The following is a 21910-nucleotide window of genomic DNA, read 5'->3' as shown; positions in this document are numbered from 1 at the left end:
AGTCTTCTTGAGCTTTACAATGAACATCACCCCCAAAGGGGATAATCTTGGAGGAGCCGGATGCGATGACCCGCACGTCCGGATCTGTGAGAGGCCCATGCAATTGTGCATGGGCCTACTCGATTTTATGAAGTAGAAGGTTTGATTTTCTTCATCCGTACTAAAGCAGAAGAAGAGGATCGCCTTCCTTGTCGGTCAGCGAGTGCCGGAAGCCGCCTGTTTTTTATGGGTGGCCGTTTTGGCATTCTGCCCTGCTTCAGGCGGGGAAGGAGCCGAACCGAACCGATTAAGAGCGGTTCGTAACCTTTATTTTGCCCGAAAACCCACTTGGACAAGAAATAAGAGCGGTTTGGGACCGTTAAAATAGGCGAAGAAGGTGCAAATGCGGCCAGTGGGTGAAAATAAGGGGTGCAAACCGACTCTATTCGTTTCGGTTTTGCCATAAGGCCGAACATAGGAGGTGCCAAAGAGACTGTCGATTCATTGTGGACAACCAAGTGGAAAGGGAAAAGATTACCTTCTGGCGAGTTTTGTCTGGAATCCCCTACCTTACATCCTTATTAAATCGAGGGATTCCGGACAACCTGTTTGAGCAGAAGAAGGTAACTTTTCACTTGGAACGGCCTGCTAACACTTCTACACAATGAATCGACAGTCTCGCCAAAGACTCTTATTTTGTTCTAAGCCCGCAATGCATACGTTTTGGCGAAGGCGGGCGAACACGACCTGCTCACCGGAATGAGGGTCACGGGCTACCTCTGAAGTTGAATGGTTCCGCATAACCTATCCGCGTGGGGCTGGAGCCAGTATGCTGCGCCCCCATTCCCACGCAAACGTACGGGTTTTCAAAGTCAAAGGCGTCTGAGCACTTCTCTTGCGCTTCTTTACGATTTCTTTACAACAAGTTAACACGGTTCGAACAATTGCCAAGTATAGTAACCGTATCAGCATGTTCGGGTAGAGCCTAGAGAAAACCCGCGGCGCTTGCAGCTTCTATTTGTGTATTTCGGATGGAGGCGGCTTGTGTTCGGGTTTTTTTGTGCTGTTCATCAATCGAAATACGTCCGGGGGGAACATCAAGAGATGAAACGTATACGCAACTGGCTCCGAAAGCTTGCAGTCCCGGCAGCGCTGGGATTTAGCCTGCTCCTTGCGGCCGGCTGCTCGCCGACTTCCGCCGTCGAATCGGGAAACGGGCGGACCGCCGTGGCGAAAGCGCCTTTTTACGACATGGCTTCGAATCAGGGAAAGCTGTCGATCCGCTATTTTCATTTGCAGTCGCAAGAAAAGTCGGGGGACGCGATCCTGATCACGTCGCCGGAGGGCAAGCAGCTGCTGGTGGACGCCGGAATTCCGGAGACGGGTCCTAAGCTGGAGGAGCAACTGACGAAGCTGGGCGTGAACAAACTCGACCTGGTCGTGAACACGCACCCGCATATCGATCATATCGGAGGGCTGCCGACCCTTTTGCACACGAAGACGGTTGATCGGTTGATCCATAACGGCATTCCGCATCAGACGGAGACGTACCGCAAAGTACAAAGCATCCTTCAGGAGAAACAGATCCCCCATGAGGCGGCGGCCGAAGGGATGAAGATCGAATGGTCGCCTTCCGTCTCGATCGAAGTGCTGAACCCGCCGCAAGGCACGACGCCGGACAAATACGAGAAGTGGGGAACCGAGGAGCACAACAATCATTCCCTCGTGCTGATGATGGCATACGGAGACAATCGCATCCTGCTCACCGGGGACCTGTACAAGACGCAGGAATACGCCCTTGCGGACAAATACGGCGGCAAGCTGAAGGCCGATCTGCTGCACGCTCCCCATCACGGGGACATGACGTCCTCGTCGGGCACGTTCATCAAGGCGGTCAATCCGGGAATAACCGTCTTAAGCGCCAATTTCCTGCAAAGCATGGACGTGCTGAAACGGTATGAAAAAGAAGGCGCGACCGTATACAACACCGGGAAAAACGGGCATCTGCTGTTCGTCGCAGACGGCAAGACGTTGTCGGCCTATCCGGAGAAGCCGTAGCAAAAGGTAAAGGTTAACATTCGCTTAACATTTCTCGAATATTGCGATTATAGTTGTCGTTTACAATGGCTTACGAGGAGGGGGACTAGTCAATGGTACAAACAGAAGAAAGCGGGCTTCCGATTATAGCCTCCATCACGAAGCCGGAGCAGATTGCAGCGGCGGCGGCCAGCAAGGTGAAACGGGTGATCCTGATGACCGGCGATATCGTGAGGCTGGCGGATATTCGAAATCGGCTGCACGAGTCCGGGAAAGAAGTGTTCGTTCATTTGGAGATGGTGCAGGGGCTTGGCCGGGACAGTTCCGCGGTGCAGTATTTGGCGGAGACGTTCGCGGTCGACGGGATCGTTACGACGAAGAGCAACGCGATTGCGGCGGCCCGGCAGGCGGGTATTCGCTCGATCCAGCGGATCTTCGCCATCGACAGCGCAGCGGTCGAAACAGCGGTGAAAATGATCGGCCAAGTGATGCCGGACGAAGTGGAACTGATGCCGGGACTAATGCCCCGCGTTATCCGCGATCTGAAGGCGAGACTGAATCGGCCGTTAATAGTAGGCGGGCTAATCCGCAGCGAGGAAGAAATCAGAATCGCGCTGAACAGCGGCGCGGACCACGTCTCCATCGGAGACCAGCGGTTTTGGTAAAGGATCGGCTTTCGTTCAGAAGTGCGCCTCGGGTGGAGACGACGAGAAAACCCAGCGGCATGCGGACGTCCAAGCGATTCTGCGGGGGTGGTCTGTCTAGTCGGGCTTGATCGTGTCTTTTGGTGTGTCTGGAAACGAAACAAAAACCGCGGTTTTCAATTTGGAGAGGAGACGATGTACATGAACATGAACGTGAAAAGATGGGTTACGCCGGTATTGGCAGGCGTACTTACAGCCAGTTTGGCGGCGTGCTCGAGCGGAGGGACACCGGCCGGGACGACGGGGGCCGGGGCGGCGCCGGCTGAGGCGAAGCCGGACACGACTCCGGTTACGATTCAATATTGGCATGCCCATGCGGAAGCGCAGTTGGCCGGATTGAATTATATGATCGAGGAGTTTAAGAAGAAATACCCGCATATTACGGTAGAGCCGGTGTATCAAGGAGCGTACGGCGACCTTCATAAGAAGCTGCAGGCGGCTGTAGCGGCCGGCGATGTGCCTGCGGTGACGAACGTTGAGGTGGCGTCGCTGCCGAACTTCGCCGACGGCGGGGTATTCGCGGATCTGACCTCCTGGATCAAGCGCGACAAAACCGATCTGAACGATTTCTCCAAAGGCATGCTGCAAGCTTATGCTTATAACGGCAAACAGTACGGCTTCCCGCTGATCGTCAGCACCAGCGTATTCGTCTACAACAAAACGCTGCTCGACGAGCTCGGCGTAAAGCCTCCGCAAACCTGGAGCGAGATTGAGGCATTCAACCAGAAGGTAACGAAAAAAGAAGGCGACAAAACGGCGCGTTACGCCTTCTCCGTACCCGGCTGGGATACGTGGTACTACGATCCGTGGATCGTCAACGGCGGCGGCAAGATCCTGGCCGACGACATGAAAAAAGCGGCGATGGACACCCCGGAGTCGCTGCGGTTTATCGAGAATTTTAAAAAGTGGAAGCAGGACGGAAGCATGCATATCGGGTATGGCAAAGGCGCCTCCGATACGATGCGCCAAATGTTCCTGAACGGCGAAATCGCCATGGTGCAGCATACGTCCGCTCTGCTCAAGATGTACCGCGAGAACGCCAAGTTCGAGGTAGGTGTCTCGTTCCTGCCAGGCGACAAAACTCGCACCTCCAATATCGGCGGCGCGGGGATCGTCATGATGGAAGGCGCGAAGGCGAACCAGAAGGAAGCGGCGTGGAAGTTCATCGAGTTTATGACGTCCTCGGAGCCGAACATCAAGTGGGCGGAAGCGGTCGGTTACCTGCCCACCCGCAAATCGGCGATCGCTTCTGCCGAGGGAGCGGAATATTTCAAGAGATGGCCGCAGTATAAAGCGGTGTTCGATAACTTCGACAGTGTCACTCCGCGCCTGCAGCATCCGGCTTACCCGGAATTCAGCAAGCAGTATATGGAAGTGGTGGGACGTCTGGCGCTTAACAACGAAGATCCGGTTCCTCTGATGAAGGAAGCGACCCAGAAAATGAACGATGTCTTGAAGGATTATGAGTGATGTCGATGGAGAGCTACGTAACGACTAACGGAAAGGGGACGGTGGCGGCATCCGGCGGGATCGCAACTTCCTCCCGCCTTCGCGGCGGGCGCAAATGGATCGGGGCGCTGAAAGATTTTTCGTTCGCCTTGCCGGCACTGGTCTTCATGGGTGCTTTCCTCTATTATCCGCTGGCGTATTCGATCTATATCAGCTTTACGAATTGGAACATGACGAGGCCGGTCAAAAAGTTCGTCGGGGCGGATAACTATACCCGTCTGCTGACGAGCGCCGATTTTTATCAGTCGTTGAAGGTGACGATGGTATACACGGTGCTGGATGTAGCGTTTACGCTCGGCATCGGCTTGCTGCTGGCGCTGCTGTTCAACGTGGCGGGCTCGAAGCTGTATGCGTTTATGCGCGGCGTAATTTTTATGCCGTACTATATTTCGATGGTTATCGCCGCGATGGTATTTACATGGATCTACAACGGACAGTATGGTTTGCTGAACTATATAATGGGGCTGCTGGGGCTCGATGGGGTCAATTGGCTCGTCAATCCGGCTACCGTCATTCCCGCGCTTGTCGCGGTGTCGGTATGGAAGGGAGCCGGCTTTGCGATGATTTTGTTCATAGCGGGCATGCGCGGCATTCCGCAGGAATATTATGAAGCGGCCGCGATCGACGGGGCGGGCAGGGCGCAGCAGTTCCGCCATATTACGCTTCCTTTGCTGTCGCCGATGACCTTATTCCTGCTGATTACGACGTTTATCTCCTCGATGCAAGTCTTCCAGTCGATCGACGTGATGACCAACGGGGGGCCGCTTCAAGCCTCCAATGCGATCGTTTACTGGATCTATACGATGGCGTTCTCGGAATTTAAGACCGGACGCGCTTCGGCCCTTGTTATTATTTTGTTCGTTATCATTTTGCTGCTTACGATTCTCCAATGGGCAGTCGGCCGGAAGAAGGTGCACTATGAGGGATAGCCGGATGGCCGGACAAGGAAGCGGCAAGCTCAAGTACGTGGTTCGAGGCGTTATCGCGCTTCTTGTCGTAGTAATGATGTTTTTCCCCGTCTACTGGCTGGTCATCAGTTCCTTGAAGACTCAGGCGGAGATGCGGATGGCGATTCCGACCTTGTGGCCGCAGTCGTTCGCGTGGGAAAACTACGCGGAGGCGTTCCGCGTCATTCCGTATGCCCGCTTTTTCGGCAATACGCTGCTGATGTCGGTCGGATTGATCGTGCTCCAGCTGAACGTCGCTCTGATGGCCGCTTACGCGTTTGCCAAAGGGACGTTTTGGGGCAAGGAAGTTTTATTTTTCCTCGTGCTCGCCGCGATGATCGTGCCGGACCAGGTTACCTTCGTGCCGGTTTACGTGATGATGTCCAAGCTCGGCTGGCTGAACACGTTCTGGGCGCTGATCGTCCCCCACGGCGCCTCGGCATTCGGCATTTTTCTGCTCCGGCAGGCGTTCAAGTCGCTTAACAACGACGTGCTCGAGGCGGCGCGGGTGGACGGGGCCGGCCGGTTCGGGATGCTTTACCGGATCTTGCTGCCGATGGCGATGCCGACGGTCGTCACGCTTGGCGTGCTTATTTTCATCTCCGGCTGGAACTCTTATTTCTGGCCGCTGATTATGACCAACACGAACGAGATGCGGGTGCTGACGGTCGGCATTACGATGCTTCGGGATTCGATCGCAGGGAACGAGGCGATGCATTTCCATGTCATCATGGCGGCAAGCGTCATGGCGATTTTACCGATTGTGGCCGTATTCGCTTCGATGCAGAAACATATTGTAACGGCGATGGCCAATTCGACTTTCAAATAACGCGCCGCAGGTTTCGGGAGCGGGCGGAGGACGGAGAAAGCCTGTTCACCTTGGTCGCGGGGCCAAGGAGAGAATAATACTACAGCATGAGCAGCATCCGATTGATTGTAAGCGATCTGGACGGGACGCTGCTGTCCCCGGACCACAAGCTTGCGCCGGAAGTAGCAAGCAGTATTCGCACATTCGTCCGGAAGGGCGGATACTTTACGATTGCGACGGGAAGGCCGCTGCTGACGGCTAGGCGGGTGATCGAGCAGCTCGGCATCGAGATCCCGGTCATCCTGTGCAACGGGGCGGTCCTTGCCGCTCGCGGCCGGATTCTGGAACAGAACGGCTATGAGGCCGGTTTGACGGCGGAGCTGCTGGTCGCCGCGCACGAAGCCGGCCTGAACGTATTGCAATTCCGTGACGAGCGGATCGGCGTCTTCGGCCGGACCCCGGAAATCGTGACGTTCGAGCATAAGGAGCAGGTGGCCTGCACGCTGCTGTCCGCAGCCGACGAAGGGTGGCGGCAGGGCGAGCTGGATAAAGTCATCCTGCTCGGCGACATCCGCCTGTCCACACAGCTATGGAAGCGCTGGGAGCCGCTGCTGGGCGATCGGATCGCCGCGCTTCAATCGGAAAGCGACTATCTGGAGCTGATCCCCGCGCGAATCGACAAGGGCACGGCGCTGCGCAAAGTGGCTTATGTGCTCGGCGTCGAACTGGCCGACGTCATGGCGATCGGCAACCAGCTCAACGATTTGGCGATGCTGAAGACGGCGGGCGTAGGGATCGCGGTAGCGAACAGCCCCGACGAGCTGAAGGCGGCGGCCGATTACGTCACCCGGTCGCCGTACGGAGAGGGTGTCGTCGAAGCGATCGGACGTTTTGGACAATAAGCGTGTATGTCCGTTCTTGCAAAATTGTGTGTATGAGAAAGAGACTCGCAGAGACGAAGAGCTGTGGAGTCTCTTTTTTGTGTAACTTAAGAAATGGCCAAATTGTGTCGATCTATAGTATGGTAGTATGATAATAGTCAAAAGGTTGGATTATTCGACGTTCAACGGCAATTTATCCTATTTACAAGAAAAGGCAGGACACAAGGTAATGGCAAACAGGTTCAGATTTGGAATACGCGCCAAAATCGTACTTGGCTACATGGTGAGCATTATCTGTTTTGTTGTCTCGCTAATTATTGTCGATCAACAGATGACTTCCATGCAGGAGGAGCGGAATTACGTCATTGAGCACGATATGGCGGTAATCGATATAACGAACCGGATCGAAAAACATCTGCTCGACATGCAAACCGGCCAGCGCGGTTATTTGATTACAGGCGACGCCGCTTACCTCGAGCCTTATACGGCCGCCAAGGCGGAATGGCAGAAGGACTATATCCGGCTGAATCAGCTCGTGTCGGATAACCCGAGCCAGCAGCAGCGGCTGGAGACGGTCAAGTTAACGATTGAGCAATGGATCGAATCGGCCGGGGAGCGGGCTATCGCGTTGAAGAAAGCGAACGATAACGCGGGAATCGCCGAGTTTTACAGGAAAGATCCCGGCAAAGTTTACATGAACGAGATGCGTTCGCAATTCGACATCTTCCGCGAGAATCAAAATCAGCTGACCCAGGAGAGAGCGGCGGCCTTGAACGATCGGAATGCCGCTCTGAAGACGGCTTTGTACGTGATGCTCGTTATGGTGACGGTCATATCGGCCGCTGCGGCAACCCTTATTTCCGGCTCGATCCTAAGGACGATTCATGCGGTTACGCAAAGCATTAAAGAAATTTCCACTTCGGTTGGAGGCATGCAGCGCCGCGTCGAAGTAAGCGCCCGGGACGAGATCGGCGATCTGGGGACCGCGATGAACGAGCTGCTGGAGGACCAGGAGCAGAAAAACTGGACGAAGACGAAGCTTGCCGAGGTCGTCAGTATGTACCAAGGGGTGACCGATCTTTCGTCGCTCGGTCATTCGTTTATCGATAAAGTAACGCCGCTGCTCGATGCCGTATACGGTGTCTTGTACGTAGGTACAGGCCGCGGGGAGCAGCGCAAGCTGATCCGGGTAGCCTCTTATGCGGGGGAGGGCGAGCCGGCAGTCAGCCCGGAGACGATCCATCCGGGAGAAGGGCTGGTCGGGCAATGCGCCAAAGAAAACCGGATGTTTCATCTGGAGCATGTTCCGGACGACTATATTCGGATCGCTTCCGGTCTCGGGAGTGCTGTTCCGAAGCAGGTGCTGATCGCTCCGGTCGAGTTCGAGGGACGGGTTACGGCCGTGCTGGAGCTGGCGACGCTGCATGCGTTCACGCCGGTTCAGCTGCAACTGCTCGATGAGATTCTGGATACGTTCGGCACGACGATCGACAGAGTCGAGAACCAGATGGAGATCGAGCGGCTGCTTCGCGAATCGCAGGCGATGACCGAGGAGCTGCAGTCGCAGGCGGAGGAGATGCAGGTTCAGGCCGAGGAGCTGCAAACCCAGCAGGAGGAGCTGCGCGTCTCGAACGAACAGCTGGAGGAGCAGAACCGGTTCGCCGAGGAAAAATCGCGGGAGCTGGAGAAGATCCGGATCGAGCTCGAAGAATATACGGAGCAGCTGGAGCAGAGTTCGCAGTACAAGTCGGATTTCCTGGCCAATATGTCCCACGAGCTTCGGACGCCGCTGAACAGCATGCTGATCTTGTCGCAGCTCCTTGCGGAGAATGCCGAGCTTGGCACCGAGGAGAGGCAGTATGCCAAAGTCATCCACTCGTCCGGCAGCGATCTGCTTACGCTGATTAACGATATTTTGGATCTGTCCAAGGTGGAAGCCGGCAAAGTGGAGATTGTACCCGAAGAGATGAGCGTAACTGAGTTTCCGCTCGTTATGGAATACCAATTCGGCAAAATCGCCGAACAAAAAGGGGTTCGTTTCGTTACCCGCATGGAGCCGGACGCTCCGGCGATTTTTTGGACGGATGAGCATCGGCTGCATCAAATTGTGAAAAATTTGCTGTCGAACGCATTCAAATTTACCGACAGCGGGGAAGTCGTTCTGTCGATCCGCCGGGCCGACCCAGCCGTTGTGGCGGACGCGCTGCCGGAATACCGGAACGAGACGGTGCTGGCGATATCCGTGGCGGACACCGGCGTCGGCATCCCCGCATGCAAGCGGGACATTATTTTCGAAGCGTTCCAGCAGGTCGACGGGACGACGAGCCGCAAATACGGCGGTACGGGACTCGGGTTATCGATCTGCCGCGAATTCGCCAATCTGCTTGGCGGGACGATCCTGCTCGACAGCGAGGAAGGACGGGGCAGCACGTTTACGATCCTGCTGCCTCCGCTCGGTCAGACGAAATCTCATGAGTCGGCTATGATGCTCAGCGAGGCGTCGGCGTCGGCTGATTCGGCAGTTGAGGCAGCGTGCACAGAGGGCGGCGAGGGCCATATCGAAGAAAGCCGGGTGACGTCGGCCTCGATACACAAGGAGATTTTCAAAAACAAAAAAGTGCTGGTTGTGGACGACGACGCACGCAACCGGTATGCGCTGCAAATCTCGCTGGAAGCGGCCGGCATCGAGGTCGCAGTCGCGCACAACGGGCAGGAATGCATGGAGTCGCTGCACAAGGCGGCGGAGAAATTCGATCTGATCCTGATGGACATCATGATGCCGGTTATGGACGGCTACACGACGATGCGCCATATTCGCGAAATGCCGGAGTTCGATGCGGTGCCGATCATCGCGCTCACGGCCAAAGCGATGAAGTATGACCGGGAGAAATGTCTGGAAGCGGGAGCTTCGGATTATATAAGCAAGCCATTAAATATGAATCAGCTGTTCTCGCTGATGCGGGTTTGGCTGACGAAGGTGTGAACGATGAATACGGATGATCTGATGCTGCAACCGGCGGACCTGGAAGCCGAGGAGACCCACACGAGCGAGCTTGAGAAGATCGAAGTCAGCTTATTGCTGGAAGGATTGTACCGTCTGTACGGGTTTGATTTCCGGAATTATGTGCGTACTTCCATTACGAGGCGGATTATGAACCGGGTCCGGATGGAGAAGCTGCCGTCGATAACCGCGCTTCTGGACAAAGTGCTCCACCATCCCGACATGGCGAAGAAGCTGCTGGGCGACTTTTCGATTAATGTGACCGAGATGTTCCGCGATCCCGCCTTTTTTACCTCTTTCCGCCAAAATGTCGTTCCGCTGCTGCGCGAGCTGCCGGAAATCCGCATCTGGCACGCCGGCTGCTCGACGGGAGAGGAAGTTTATTCGATGGCGATCCTGCTGCAGGAGGAAGGGCTTGCCGCAAGAACGCAGCTGTTCGCCACGGATATGAACGAACATGTGCTGGAACGGGCGCGGGCAAGCGCGTTTCCGCTGGCGCGGATGCAAGGCTATACGAAAAATTATTTGCTGGCGGGCGGCAGCCAGGAATTTTCGGCCTATTATACGACGGATCATGAATTTGCCTATTTTCAGCCGGAGCTTAGCCGGAACATTCATTTCTTTCAGCATAACCTCGTAACGGACCGGTCCTTTAACGAATTTCACGTCATTATTTGCCGCAATGTGCTGATTTACTTCGACACGGTTCTGCAAAATAAGGTACACAGCCTGTTCGACGAAAGCTTGCATCCGACCGGGATTCTCGCGCTCGGCAGCAAGGAGTCGCTGCTGGCCGTCCAGCAATCGGGGCGTTACACGGCGATGGACTGCTCGCAGAAAATATACCGCAAAGTGAAGACGGTTTAGGGAAAAATCCATATGCTCCGGGATAAAAGTCCATTGTCAGGTTACGTTTGGGCATGCTACTGCCTGATTCAAAACTTCAGCCTGCTCGCCTGGGAGCAGGGGCTCGGCCTCGTTTGGGAGAGCTATCCGCTGCTGACACAGGCGGAATTCCGCGAGACGCTGGGCATCGGGCCCGGGGAACGGGCCGTCGCCAGCCTGCATATCGGCTATCCGGCCAAAGTGCCGCCGGCCCAGCCGCGTACACCGGCGTCGGAGCTGCTGACGGTAATCGATACGCCGTCGTAATGCGCCGCTTCGGTGGGAGGCAAACTTTAAGATGTTTAAGCTTGTTCAGGTGCCCTGCGGGGCGCCTTTCTTTTGTTTGAGGCAGTAATGGGCCGCAAAAGGGCTGGGGGGAGGCGGGAATGGGAGCAGGGAGCGGAGGGCAGAAGCTGAGAGCAATGGGCGGAAAGCCGATAGCAGAAAGCAGAAAGCAGAGAGCAGGGAGCAGGGAGCAGGGAGCAGGGAGCAGGAGACTCGGGCATGCGGCAGTCGGCGGAGTAAGAGCTTTGCGCACCGCACGGAACTTCTATCACAGGTGCACCGCGTCGCTGGGCGGTAGTTAACCGCGATGCAGCCCCCTTGATGAGAAATAAGGGTCTTTAGTACCTCCTATTTTGTGGAAAACCCCCTTGCACCGGCGTATACGAGCGATTTGCAGCTCTTATTTCAGGGGTAAACTCGGAACTTCGGAGATATTCCCAGAATAAGGGTCTCTAGTGAGGCTGTCGATTCAATGTGGACAACCAAGTGGAAAGGGAAAAGATTACCTTCTGGCGAGTTTTGTCTGGAATCCCCTACCTTACAATCCTTATTAAATCAAGGGATTCCGGACAATCTGTCTGAGCAGAAGAAGGTAACTTTTCACTTGGAACGGCCTTTCTAACACCTCTACACAATGAATCGACAGCCTCTCTAGCATACTCTATTTGGCGCAAAAGTTAGTTTCCATTCGAAATATGAGATGCAAAAGGCTGTTATTTGTTTCTGAACCCTTTCTCAGTGTGCCCATTGAGCTTATACCTGCCCATCCGAAACTCCCAAGAACCAAGAACCAAGAACCAAGAACCAAGAACCAAGAACCAAGAACCAGTCTCACCCCCGAGGTTTCTTACGGTTTTCCATATGTCCTCCACCGCCTTGCAAGGTCTCCGGACGAAGCGCCACTCCCGCCTTTTGACCCTATTCTTCGACCCGCTTTCAAGTTCATTTGCAAAAATAGTCATTGTCGCTGCCGCAAAGATCGTGTTACAATCGGTTCTAGCCTAATTGTTAACCCCGTATTTTTGAAATAGGTTAACAATTAAACTCCATTAGACGCTGACAACACGAACACGATCTGGAGGAGGATTCACGATGATGAACCGCAGAGGTTTGTTCATTACGGGCACCGACACGGGAGTCGGCAAGACGAGCGTGACGGCCGGCCTCGCCGCAGTATTGCGGGAGCGAGTCCCGATAAGGGACGGATACAACGCCGGGAACGTGCAGGTATGGAAGCCGGTACAAACCGGGATTCCTTCTGCCGAAGCTCCGGAATCGGACAGCTATCGCCTTCGCAAGGAAGGCGGGCTGGCGCAGCAGGAACGGGATATCGTGACACTGACGCTGCCGGACCCGCTGGCGCCGTGGATGGCGGCCCGCCGGATCGGCGAGACGATCGATGTGGACGCGCTGCTTGCAGAAGGGCGGAGCAGGCTGAGTGCCGGAGACTTCCTGCTCGTCGAGGGGGCGGGAGGGCTTGCGGTGCCGCTGACGGAACGGCATCTGGTGGCTGATCTTGCCGCAGGTCTCGGTCTGCCGCTGCTGATCGTGGCGAGACCCGGACTAGGGACAGTCAACCATACGCTGCTCACGGTTGCTGTGGCGAAGCAGTTCGGGATTCCTGTCGCGGGAATTATACTTAACGGCTATAAGCATACAGTTACGGATATGCCCGCTGTCCGGGAAAATGCGGAGATGATCGAGACGTTTTCCGGTATCCCGGTCGTCGGTCTGCTGCCATGGCAGGAGGAAGCGGAAAGCGGCCATCCAGCAGGCGATGCGCGCGAGAACACGGCCAGTAAGCCCGCGGCCACGGCCGGCCAACCGAAACTGGGCGGAACGCCGAACCGCTGGGCGGACGTTGTCCGGTCTGCGATCGACTGGGAGACGTTATTGCAGCTGTAATTCATACATAAATTACCTTTTTGCAAAGTGCGACAGGTCGCACATTCACCACTGAAATCCAATGGTCGGAGGAGAACTTAATGATCGCATTGCGTTCGAAATGGGACTTGTTTGCAGAGAAGGCGCTGCGCGGCGAGCTGCTGAGTGTGGAGGAGGGGCTTGCCGTATTGGAGGCGGATGACGATGAACTGCTGCCGCTGCTACACGCCGCTTTTCAAGTCAGGAAGACGTATTACGGTAAAAAAGTGAAGCTGAACCTGATCATCAATGCGAAAAGCGGGTTGTGTCCGGAAGACTGCGGATATTGCTCCCAGTCGATCGTGTCCAAAGCGCCCGTCTCGAAATACCCGCTGCTGGAGAAAAACGTACTGATCGACGGCGCCCGGAAGGCGATGGAGTTGAAGGTCGGGACGTATTGCATCGTAGCGAGCGGACGCGGTCCAACAAGCAAGGAATTGGATCAAGTCGTCGATGCGGTGAAGGAAATCAAAGCGACGATGCCGATGAAAGTATGCGCCTGCCTCGGGATTTTGTCGGAGGAGCAGGCGGGGCGGCTGAAAGAGGCGGGCGTCGACCGGTACAATCATAACCTGAACACAAGTGCAGGCAACTTCGCGAATATTACGACCACTCATACGTATGACGATCGGGTCGCCACAGTGGAGAAAGCTAAAGCTTCCGGCATGTCCCCTTGTTCCGGGTGTATCGTAGGCATGGGGGAGACGAACGCGGAGATCGTGCAGATCGCTTATGCGCTGCGGGAGCTGGACGCCGACTCGATTCCGGTCAATTTTCTCAACTCCATCCCGGGCACTCCGCTGGAAAATAACCGGGAGCTGAATCCGCGCAAATGCCTCAAAGTGTTGGCGCTGTTCCGGTTCATTTGCCCGACTAAGGAGATCCGGGTCTCGGGCGGACGGGAAGTCAATCTGCGTTCCTTGCAGCCGCTTGGCCTGTATGCCGCCAATTCGATTTTTGTCGGCGACTATTTAACGACGGAAGGTCAGGAAGCGCGAGAGGATCACCGGATGATCGAAGATCTCGGCTTTGAGATTGAACGATGCGCACTGTGAGGGGAAGCAATCCGCACGGATAAGTAAGGGATGAGGAGAGAATGGACCATTTGCAATGGATGCGCGGCGAGCTGGACCGGCTGGCGGCCGCCGGGCAGGCCCGAGCTTTAACCGAAAGCGCCCCGGCACGGAGGGAAGGCTGGATCATCCGAAACGGACGGAGCATGCTTAATTTGGCCTCCAACCATTATCTGGGTCTCCATCACGAGGTGAACGAGGAAACGTTGTCCCGCTGGAACGATTACGCAGACCGAATCCGCGCGGAATCGGGCTCGGGAGCGGAAATGGCTGCGACGGCTGGAGCGGTGGGGAGCGAAGCGGGGAAATTCGGCGAACCTGGCGGCTCACCGATCCGGACAGGCGCGACCGCATCGCGGCTGATCGTCGGCGGAGATCCGATTCTCGGAAGCTTCGAACGGGAGTTCGCGGCGTACAAAGGGACGGAAGCGTGTCTTCTATTCGGCAGCGGCTTCATGGCGAATGTCGGAATCATCAGCGCGCTGGCAGGACGCAACGACCTGATTTTCAGCGATAAATACAATCATGCGAGCATTGTGGACGGGGCTATTCTTAGTCGGGCCAAGGTGTTCCGATACCGGAACCGGGATATGAACCATCTGGAGCAATTGCTGCGCAAGGCAGATCCTGCAAAGCACAAGCTCGTTGTGACCGACTCGGTTTTCAGTATGGATGGCAGTATCGCGCCGCTTCGCGAGCTGGTGGAGCTGAAGGAGCGTTACGGCGCGATGCTGATGGTTGACGAAGCCCATAGCGGGGGCGTGTTCGGACTCCGGGGGGAAGGATTGGCCGGAGAGCTCGGATTAGCACAGCGGGTCGATGTCCACATGGGGACGTTCAGCAAGGCATACGGCTGCTATGGCGCTTATGCGGCGGGGCCTGCCCTGATGATCGACTATCTGATCAATAAGGCCCGGAGCTTGATCTATTCTACGGCGCTGCCGCCGATGCTCGTGTATGCGATCCGGGATCAATGGAACATCATCCGGACGGAAGGCTGGAGAAGAGACGCCCTCCTTCGCAAAGCGGCCTGGTTGCGCGGCGAGCTGCGGAGCGCCGGCTTCGACACGGGAGACAGCGAGTGCCACATCGTACCGGTTATCGTCGGGGATAACGAGCGGTCGCTTGTGTTCGGTTCGAAGCTGCAGGAGGCGGGCATCGCGGCGGTGCCGATCCGGCCGCCTACCGTACCGGAAGGGTCGGCGCGGATTCGTTTGACGCCGATGGCTACACACCGGGACGACGATTTGAGAATGGCGCTCGATACGATCGTGAGCATCGGCCTGGAACTGGGGGTTATTTGACATGGAGCGGACGAGACCGTCCGTAGTATGGATACATGGCTGGGGACAGTCGCCGCGCGTATGGGATCAGTCGTACCGGTGGCTGCCGGATGCCCGGCATAGTCTGTTCACTTATGCCGACTGCGATTCCGTCGGACAGATGCGCAGCCGTCTGCATCAGACGGTGAGTGGGCTTACCGGCCCGGTTTATGTAATCGGCTGGTCGCTCGGGGGGATGCTGACGCTGGATATGATGCTGGACAGCTGGGAAGCCGGGCTGCGAACCGCTCCGAATCCGGGGGATTTTCATTGTCGGATCGAGCGGTTGGTGCTGGTCGGTGCAACTCTGCGCTTCGTGGCGGAGGATCGGGCGAGCGGCTGGCCGGAGCGGGTGGTGAGGCGCATGCGCTCTCAGCTTGCCGACAAGCCCCGTGAGACGCTGCAGAAGTTCGCGGAGTCGATGTTTTCCGAGCGGGAACGGCGGAACCAGGAAGTTGTCGTCGCGCAAATGTCCGCCGCTGGGGCGGATACGGATTTCACACCAGGGGGGCTGGACACCGGTCTGGCTTACTTGGCGGAAACCGATTTGACGCAGCGGTGGCAAAGCTTCATTCGAAGCAGGGAAACAAGCGGCGAAGACAAATCCGGCAAAGCCCGAATCGCAGCTCCTCAAATGTTGTGGCTGCACGGCGAAGAAGATCCGATATGCCCGGCAGGTGCTCTTCAAGCCGTCCCTGCATCGATGAAGGTGTTATTTCCGGGAGCGGGCCATGCGCCGTTTTGGACAGAGCCGGACCGTTTCGCCGAACAGTTGAGGAGAATCGCTCATGAACATCAATAAGTCGCTCGTGCGCCGTCATTTCGACCGTCATGCTTCGGAGTACGAGCGTTATGCGGACGTTCAGAAAGAAATGGCCGAGGATCTGATCGCTCATGCGATGGAACGGCTTGGGGCGAGAGGGGCCGAGCGAGTCGAACGAATTTTGGAGATCGGATGCGGGACCGGCCGATTGACGGCGATGCTCGTATCGGCTTTTCCGAATGCGACGATTGCGGCTGTCGACTTGTCGCCGAATATGGTGGAGGCGGCCCGGCATAACTTGCGGCGCACCCGGCCGGACCGGGCAGATCGCGTATGCTGGATAGAGGGAGATGCGGAGAAGCTGCTGGCCGACGGCTCGGAGCTGCGGTGTTCGGTGGAAGCTGCCGGATGGGATTCTGTCTCTGGCGATGATCGGCGGCCGGACGACCCCATGCCGCTCCCGCCTTTCGACCTGATCATCTCCAACGCCGCCTTCCAATGGTTCAATAAGCCGGCAGAGACGGTGGCAGCTTGTATCGATCTGTTGGGCGCCGATGGAGGCGTGCTTGCTTTCTCTACCTTTGGGCCGGGGACCTTTCACCAATTGCATGCCTCCTTCGCGGAAGCGGAACGGCAGTTAGACGCAGCACCGTCGCCGCACGGACAGCGATTTCTCGGACAAGACGAGTGGAGAGCGTGTGCGGAAGGAGAAGCCGGGGAGTTTCGTTGGAGCGGGGCGGTCCGGACGTTCGTGTATGCGGATGTTCGCACATTTCTTCATCAGGTGAAACGGGTGGGGGCGGGCAATGCGGTGACGGGAAGCCGGAGCGGAGTCGGCGGCCGAAAGCTGCTGGAGACGATGGAGCGAATCTATACCGAATCTTTTCCTGCCGGTGGCGGCGGAATCGAGGCCGATTATGAGATCGGATACGGAACGTTTGTAAGAGGCGAAAAATGAAACGGATGGCGGCATACCGCACCGTCTCTAATGAAAGACGCCGCAACACGTCCCAGAGGATGGAACGGGCTGCGGCGCTGCGGCTGTCGGGCCTTTCAGGCTCGCCACCGGTAGATCAAGACTGGGCTAGTTCTGCCTTGGCGGTAATCATCCACTGGATTCCGTATTTGTCTTCGAGCTGACCGAACAAATCTCCCCAGAATTCGGGCTTCAAGGGCTGAGTTACCTTACCTCCGGCCGCCAGCTTATCGAACGCATCGCGGGCTTCGGTCTCCGTTTCAAATTCCATGCTTTGGCTGATCGCATTGCCCGGATGGACAGGTTTGAAAGAATCGCACAAATAGAACGGCACCCCGCCGGCGACCATACTTAAATGAATGATCTTGTCCTGGAGCTCCTCCTTCGCATCGGGAAGCTGACCGTAGGTCATGACGGATAAAATCTCGCCCCCGAACGCCTGAATGTAAAATTCGGCTTGCCCTTTCGCATCTTCCGAGAATATATAAGTCGTGTGTTTGGCCATTTCGCACGATCCTCTCCGGTTTCGATTATGGACCTCTGTTTCTTCTATTGTACCCTTTCGTCTATTCTGACGTTTCTTCCGGATTGCTATTCTAGACGCCGTTCCGGATACGCCCGCCAAGAAGCACAACTCCGGGCTTAATGATCTATGGGAAGTTTACAAGGATCAAATCAAGAAGGAAGCTGTTCGCGAGAGGGGCAGCTTCTTCTTTTTTTGCTGTTATTTTACGTTTCGGCGCGACTTTTTGGGGGCCAATTGGGTTTATTATTTTATAGGTAAGGAAATGCAGGGTTTGTGTTAGGAAGGGTCGGGTGATTATGTGAAGTGTGCATACAGAATCGCATGGTTCTCCCTGCTGCTGCTGCTGGTCGTCTCTTGTCAGAGCAGGGAGATATATAAGCCGGCTTCGCAAGCCGTTAGTAATTCAAACTATTCGGCACTCGCTCTGAGCAGAGAAAGCAGGGAGGGGCTGGAACATTGGAGCATAGACGTCGATCTGGGCGGGCAATGGTTTCTCGATTTAAAGCTCAAATATTTAAAAGAAGATCAAGTATCCAGGTTGCGAATCGATGCCTTCGGCTTCCTTGCCGAGTTCAGCACCGATAATTTCCAGGAAGGACTTACAACAAAAAAAATTAAAATAGAAGGCTTTCCAGAAAAAGCCGAAGTAAAGCTTACTTGGTGGAAGGGGGAAGAACAATACGAAGGGAAAGAAGTTTATCAGCTAAAATGGAGCAAGTAGGGACAGCGCATCATTTTCAGAGAGCAGTCGGCGTTCAGATTATGCCGTACCCGACATTTGCGGGTGAGACCAAAGCATTGTCCTATGAGCGTATCGCATACGCGGAAGGAGGTCAGCTATGAAAAGGTTAGCAATCGGTATGCTGCTCGTCCTGACGATCGCAGGATGCGAATCCGGCGAGCTCTTGCAAATAAATGAACAATTGACGAAGCAGGTGGCCGAGCTTGAACAAGAACTCCGCAGCCGGACCGGAGAGCTGCAACAACAAAACGAAACGATGAACCGGCTCAGTGAGGAGGCTCGTCAGGCGAAACAAACGGTGCAAGAGCAGGACGCCGTCATCAACAAGCTTCGGGTAACGGAGGACAGGGTGAGACGGATCACGGAAAGCCGGGAGCTTGCATATACCGTCCTGGCTACAGGAGCCGGCAACAACCGGAACGAAATGGTCATCTATGTAAAGGGTTTGACGGATCTGAAGGACAAGGAAACGTTTCTGCTGAAGGCGGCCGTCCTGTTCGCGCATGAGCGCGAGGTCATTTTAACGTTCTGGGACGACGAGCGGCTCGCCAGGCAGTATAGTAGCGGAGACTTTGACGCGGAAGAGACGCTTTTCGGATGGAGCGGCTTCGATTCGCGGTTCGGCCGGATCGATACGACGAGAGCTCCCGCCGGGTTACAGCTGCACCTGAGCCGACACGACAGCGATAACCTGGAGTTTGGCCATTATGGAATAACGCCGTGACGGAACTGGCAATATAGCTAATGGTTCAGGTCTCGATCCGGGGATTTCAATTGATTTAAACGTTTAAACTTGTTAAGATGGTACAAAAGCGGCTATTTTGTGTGCAGATGATGGAGGATGGTCAGAAGATGTCGAAGGCGCATACTGGAGCAATCAACCCGTCCCCGGAGGTCGTCACTTTCGGCGAAACGATGGGATTAATGATGCCGACCGGCGTAAAAGGAATCGAGTATTCCGCCCAGTTCGAGAAATCACTGGCCGGTGCGGAGAGCAATGTGGCGATCGGAGTAGCTCGTCTTGGCCATACGGTCGGCTGGTTCGGTCATCTGGGCGCAGATCCGTTGGGACAATACGGGCTGAAGCTGATTCGCGGGGAAGGCGTCGATGTATCCCGCGCCCAACTGACCGAAGGCGCTCCGACGGGGCTCATTATTCGCGAGGTCGTAAACGGAAGGTCGTCGGTTTATTATTATCGGAAGCATTCGGCCGCCAGCCTGATGCAGCCGGTTCATCTGGATGAAGCATACATCGCCGGAGCCAAGCTGCTGCATGTAACGGGAATTACGCCGGCGTTAAGCGAATCGTGCCGGGATACGGTTCAGGAAGCGGTCCGGATCGCGCGCAAACATGGAGTGAAAGTATGCTTCGACCCGAATCTAAGGCTGAAGCTATGGTCCGCCGCCGAGGCAAGAGAAGTGCTGCTGGAGCTGGCCGAGCAAGCCGACTACTTCCTGCCGGGGCTCGACGAGTTGAAGCTTCTGTACGAAACCGACAATTTCGAACAAATCGTGGAACGGCTCGGTAAGCTGAACGCGGTCTCGATTGTAAAGGGCGGCGATGACGAAACCTATGTGGTCGAGAACGGCAGCGTCTCCGCGGTTCCTTATTTTAAAGCCGAGCGCGTCATCGATACGGTAGGGGCTGGCGACGGCTTTTGCGCCGGATTTATCGCCGGTCTGTTGAAGGGACATTCGCATACGGAGGCGGTCCGGCTCGGCAATCTGATCGGTTCGCTGGTCGTGCAGGCGTCCGGAGACTGGGAAGGACTGCCGACTTGGGCGCAAGTGCAGGCTGTTCTCCATAATGAAACGCACGTGGAGCGGTAGAAGCGGGCATCTATACAGATCGCAGAAGGGCGGAATATACATCATGAAAAAAATCAGACTGATTCAGCAAATCGCAGAAGAAGGAGTCGTTGCCGTACTTCGCGGCGATACGGCCGAAGAGGTCGTCCGGATGGCCGAGCAGGCGATCGCGGGCGGCATCAAGGTCATCGAAGTGACGATGACCGTACCGTTCGCATTGCGGGCGATCGAGCAGCTGGCGCAGCAGTATTCGAGCGCCCAGCCTGGCGCCGACAACTATGCGATCATCGGCGTTGGTACGGTGCTCGATCCGGAGACGGCGCGGGCGGCGATATTAAGCGGAGCGGAATTTGTCGTCGGGCCGTCGCTGAATCCGGCGACCGTTGCGTTGTGCAACCGGTACCGGATTCCGGTAATGCCGGGCGTGATGACGGTTCAGGAAATTCAGACAGCGCTCGAGCTCGGGGTGGACATCGTGAAGCTGTTCCCGGGCAACCTGTACTCGCCATCGATGATTAAGGCGATTAAAGGTCCGCTGCCGCAAGCAAACATTATGCCTACCGGCGGCGTTTCGCTTGCGAATCTCGGGGAATGGATCAAAGCGGGAGCGGCGGCCGTAGGCATCGGCTCCGACCTGACGAGCGAAGCGGTCAAGACGGACAACTTCGGGCTTATAGCGGAGAAGGCGGCCCAGTACATTGCGGCTTACCGCGAGGCGAAGGGGAAGTGAGCCCGGCTTTCAACAGGCACGGGAGCTATCTTTATTCCGCCTGATCATGCGAGGGGACGATCCAAAAGTCAATCTTTGATTTATGGAGCTTCCTCTCTCCTAGGAATGTACAGGCACAAAGACGATTCCAGCCCCGCTTATACCGTGGTTATGGGAGCGTCTTTGCGTTTCGTTCGTTGGGGACAGCTCGCTCGCTGATACCATTGAAAGCAGGCTTCCCTGCGATGGGACTGTACACGCTATTCTCTGGCTTCTTTCTTTTGTTTTAATAACTCTGCGCATGCTTCCACACATTCTGAGCAAATATTAACCCCCGGACCGGTAATAATTTTCCATACATCGCCCTGTTGCTTGTCGCAAAACGAACAATACTCTACTGCAGATTCATCGCCTTGATCTTCGTACTCCGAATCGTCGTAACTACTTTCGACTGTTTCAGCCAAATACCCGATCTCTTCTCTAAGTACCCGAGCTTCTTCTCTAACTTCACGAATGATCTTTAATAAGGCAAAACCAAAACCGATCAGCAGGATGCCCAGAATCGGAAATACAATATTCTCCGCAGTAATTGCAATTCTTACTTTTTCCGGAATCTGCGATGAAACCGACTCGGGCACATATTGCCAGAACCCGGTACCAAGTAGTAACATTCCCGCAATAATGATGAGATACAGGAATATTTGGGTCGTTCTGAGCTTCATTTCGGTACGCCTCTCCCGTTGTTTAAGATCTGATCTCTTTCATTATAATACGCTTAATAATTGAAGCTGTTGCGCTTGATGCCAAGCCATCAACTGACGGCGGCCGTTGCCCCGGCCGGAGCTCCCGCATACAGGCTGTCCTGGACTTCCAGCAATCCTGGTGTCGTATCCAATCGATCAGACGGGGAAGTTGACAGCGGTAAGCCAAGGGACTGCCGAGATCAAGGTGAACACGTGGTATGGCCGGTTTGAGGATACAGTGCTCGTAAACGTGGAATAGGGAGTTCCGCTATAGGTCAATTTGACGAA

Annotated in this window: 20 protein-coding genes; 18 read left to right on the top strand and 2 right to left on the bottom strand. The window is 55.7% G+C overall.

What is annotated here, in order from left to right:
- Positions 1–1083 precede the first annotated feature (1083 nt).
- The 14 genes from AC3Y2E_RS29350 to AC3Y2E_RS29285 all read left to right on the top strand — a co-directional run bounded on the left by AC3Y2E_RS29350 (position 1084) and on the right by AC3Y2E_RS29285 (position 17075).
- Complete coding sequence (locus AC3Y2E_RS29350) at positions 1084–2037, top strand: MBL fold metallo-hydrolase (protein ID WP_379216799.1); 954 nt, start codon at positions 1084–1086, stop codon at positions 2035–2037.
- A 92-nt stretch (positions 2038–2129) separates the two neighbouring features.
- Positions 2130–2681: a glycerol-3-phosphate responsive antiterminator gene (locus AC3Y2E_RS29345; RefSeq protein ID WP_190931483.1), complete on the top strand. Its 552-nt coding sequence runs from the start codon at positions 2130–2132 to the stop codon at positions 2679–2681.
- 186 nt (positions 2682–2867) lie between these two features.
- Complete coding sequence (locus tag AC3Y2E_RS29340) at positions 2868–4190, top strand: ABC transporter substrate-binding protein (protein ID WP_379216806.1); 1323 nt, start codon at positions 2868–2870, stop codon at positions 4188–4190.
- On the top strand, positions 4190–5158 hold the full coding sequence (locus AC3Y2E_RS29335) for a carbohydrate ABC transporter permease (protein ID WP_379216804.1): 969 nt from the start codon (positions 4190–4192) through the stop codon (positions 5156–5158). The genes AC3Y2E_RS29340 and AC3Y2E_RS29335 overlap by 1 nt, the downstream gene beginning before the upstream one ends.
- Entirely contained in the window at positions 5148–6005 is an 858-nt protein-coding gene (locus AC3Y2E_RS29330) for a carbohydrate ABC transporter permease (RefSeq protein WP_379216796.1), read from the top strand. Before AC3Y2E_RS29335 ends, AC3Y2E_RS29330 begins: the two co-directional genes overlap by 11 nt.
- Before the next feature lie 86 nt (positions 6006–6091).
- The gene (locus tag AC3Y2E_RS29325) at positions 6092–6886 is read left to right on the top strand and encodes an HAD family hydrolase (protein ID WP_379216794.1); all 795 of its coding nucleotides are present in this window, start codon (positions 6092–6094) and stop codon (positions 6884–6886) included.
- 208 nt (positions 6887–7094) lie between these two features.
- Positions 7095–9848, top strand: a complete 2754-nt coding sequence (locus AC3Y2E_RS29320) for a CHASE3 domain-containing protein (protein WP_379216792.1) — start codon at positions 7095–7097, stop codon at positions 9846–9848.
- 3 nt (positions 9849–9851) lie between these two features.
- Positions 9852–10733, top strand: a complete 882-nt coding sequence (locus tag AC3Y2E_RS29315; protein ID WP_379216790.1) for a CheR family methyltransferase — start codon at positions 9852–9854, stop codon at positions 10731–10733.
- A 33-nt stretch (positions 10734–10766) separates the two neighbouring features.
- Positions 10767–11018, top strand: a complete 252-nt coding sequence (locus tag AC3Y2E_RS29310) for a nitroreductase family protein (RefSeq protein ID WP_379216788.1) — start codon at positions 10767–10769, stop codon at positions 11016–11018.
- 1110 nt (positions 11019–12128) lie between these two features.
- Positions 12129–12941, top strand: a complete 813-nt coding sequence (gene bioD, locus AC3Y2E_RS29305; protein WP_379216786.1) for a dethiobiotin synthase — start codon at positions 12129–12131, stop codon at positions 12939–12941.
- Positions 12942–13021: 80 nt separating this feature from the next.
- Positions 13022–14014, top strand: coding sequence for a biotin synthase BioB (bioB, locus tag AC3Y2E_RS29300; protein ID WP_190931474.1), 993 nt, complete (start codon positions 13022–13024; stop codon positions 14012–14014).
- 41 nt (positions 14015–14055) lie between these two features.
- Entirely contained in the window at positions 14056–15336 is a 1281-nt protein-coding gene (locus AC3Y2E_RS29295; RefSeq protein ID WP_379216783.1) for an aminotransferase class I/II-fold pyridoxal phosphate-dependent enzyme, read from the top strand.
- A 1-nt stretch (position 15337) separates the two neighbouring features.
- The gene (locus AC3Y2E_RS29290; RefSeq protein WP_379216781.1) at positions 15338–16156 is read left to right on the top strand and encodes an alpha/beta fold hydrolase; all 819 of its coding nucleotides are present in this window, start codon (positions 15338–15340) and stop codon (positions 16154–16156) included.
- Entirely contained in the window at positions 16143–17075 is a 933-nt protein-coding gene (locus tag AC3Y2E_RS29285) for a methyltransferase (RefSeq protein ID WP_379216779.1), read from the top strand. Before AC3Y2E_RS29290 ends, AC3Y2E_RS29285 begins: the two co-directional genes overlap by 14 nt.
- A 115-nt stretch (positions 17076–17190) precedes the next feature.
- Here AC3Y2E_RS29285 and AC3Y2E_RS29280 read toward each other — a convergent pair whose 3' ends face one another.
- Complete coding sequence (locus tag AC3Y2E_RS29280; RefSeq protein ID WP_379216777.1) at positions 17191–17598, bottom strand: VOC family protein; 408 nt, start codon at positions 17596–17598, stop codon at positions 17191–17193.
- Positions 17599–17917: 319 nt separating this feature from the next.
- Between AC3Y2E_RS29280 and AC3Y2E_RS29275 the strand changes: the two genes are divergently transcribed.
- The 4 genes from AC3Y2E_RS29275 to AC3Y2E_RS29260 all read left to right on the top strand — a co-directional run bounded on the left by AC3Y2E_RS29275 (position 17918) and on the right by AC3Y2E_RS29260 (position 20900).
- Positions 17918–18340, top strand: coding sequence for a hypothetical protein (locus AC3Y2E_RS29275; RefSeq protein WP_190931469.1), 423 nt, complete (start codon positions 17918–17920; stop codon positions 18338–18340).
- Between the two features lie 118 nt (positions 18341–18458).
- Complete coding sequence (locus AC3Y2E_RS29270; protein WP_190931468.1) at positions 18459–19085, top strand: hypothetical protein; 627 nt, start codon at positions 18459–18461, stop codon at positions 19083–19085.
- 128 nt (positions 19086–19213) lie between these two features.
- Positions 19214–20191 (top strand): sugar kinase, encoded by a 978-nt coding sequence (locus tag AC3Y2E_RS29265; RefSeq protein ID WP_379216774.1) that lies wholly within the window; start codon positions 19214–19216, stop codon positions 20189–20191.
- Positions 20192–20234: 43 nt separating this feature from the next.
- The gene (locus AC3Y2E_RS29260; protein WP_190931467.1) at positions 20235–20900 is read left to right on the top strand and encodes a bifunctional 2-keto-4-hydroxyglutarate aldolase/2-keto-3-deoxy-6-phosphogluconate aldolase; all 666 of its coding nucleotides are present in this window, start codon (positions 20235–20237) and stop codon (positions 20898–20900) included.
- 239 nt (positions 20901–21139) lie between these two features.
- On the opposite strand, the gene AC3Y2E_RS29255 is transcribed toward AC3Y2E_RS29260, so the two are convergent.
- A complete protein-coding gene (locus AC3Y2E_RS29255; RefSeq protein WP_379216771.1) occupies positions 21140–21601 on the bottom strand; it encodes a ClpX C4-type zinc finger protein in 462 nt (153 codons plus the stop codon).
- Positions 21602–21910 lie beyond the last annotated feature (309 nt).

This window comes from Paenibacillus sp. MAH-35 (assembly GCF_058135425.1).
The sequence above is the reverse complement of the archived record's forward strand: the minus strand, read 5'-3'. Positions and strand labels throughout refer to the sequence as shown.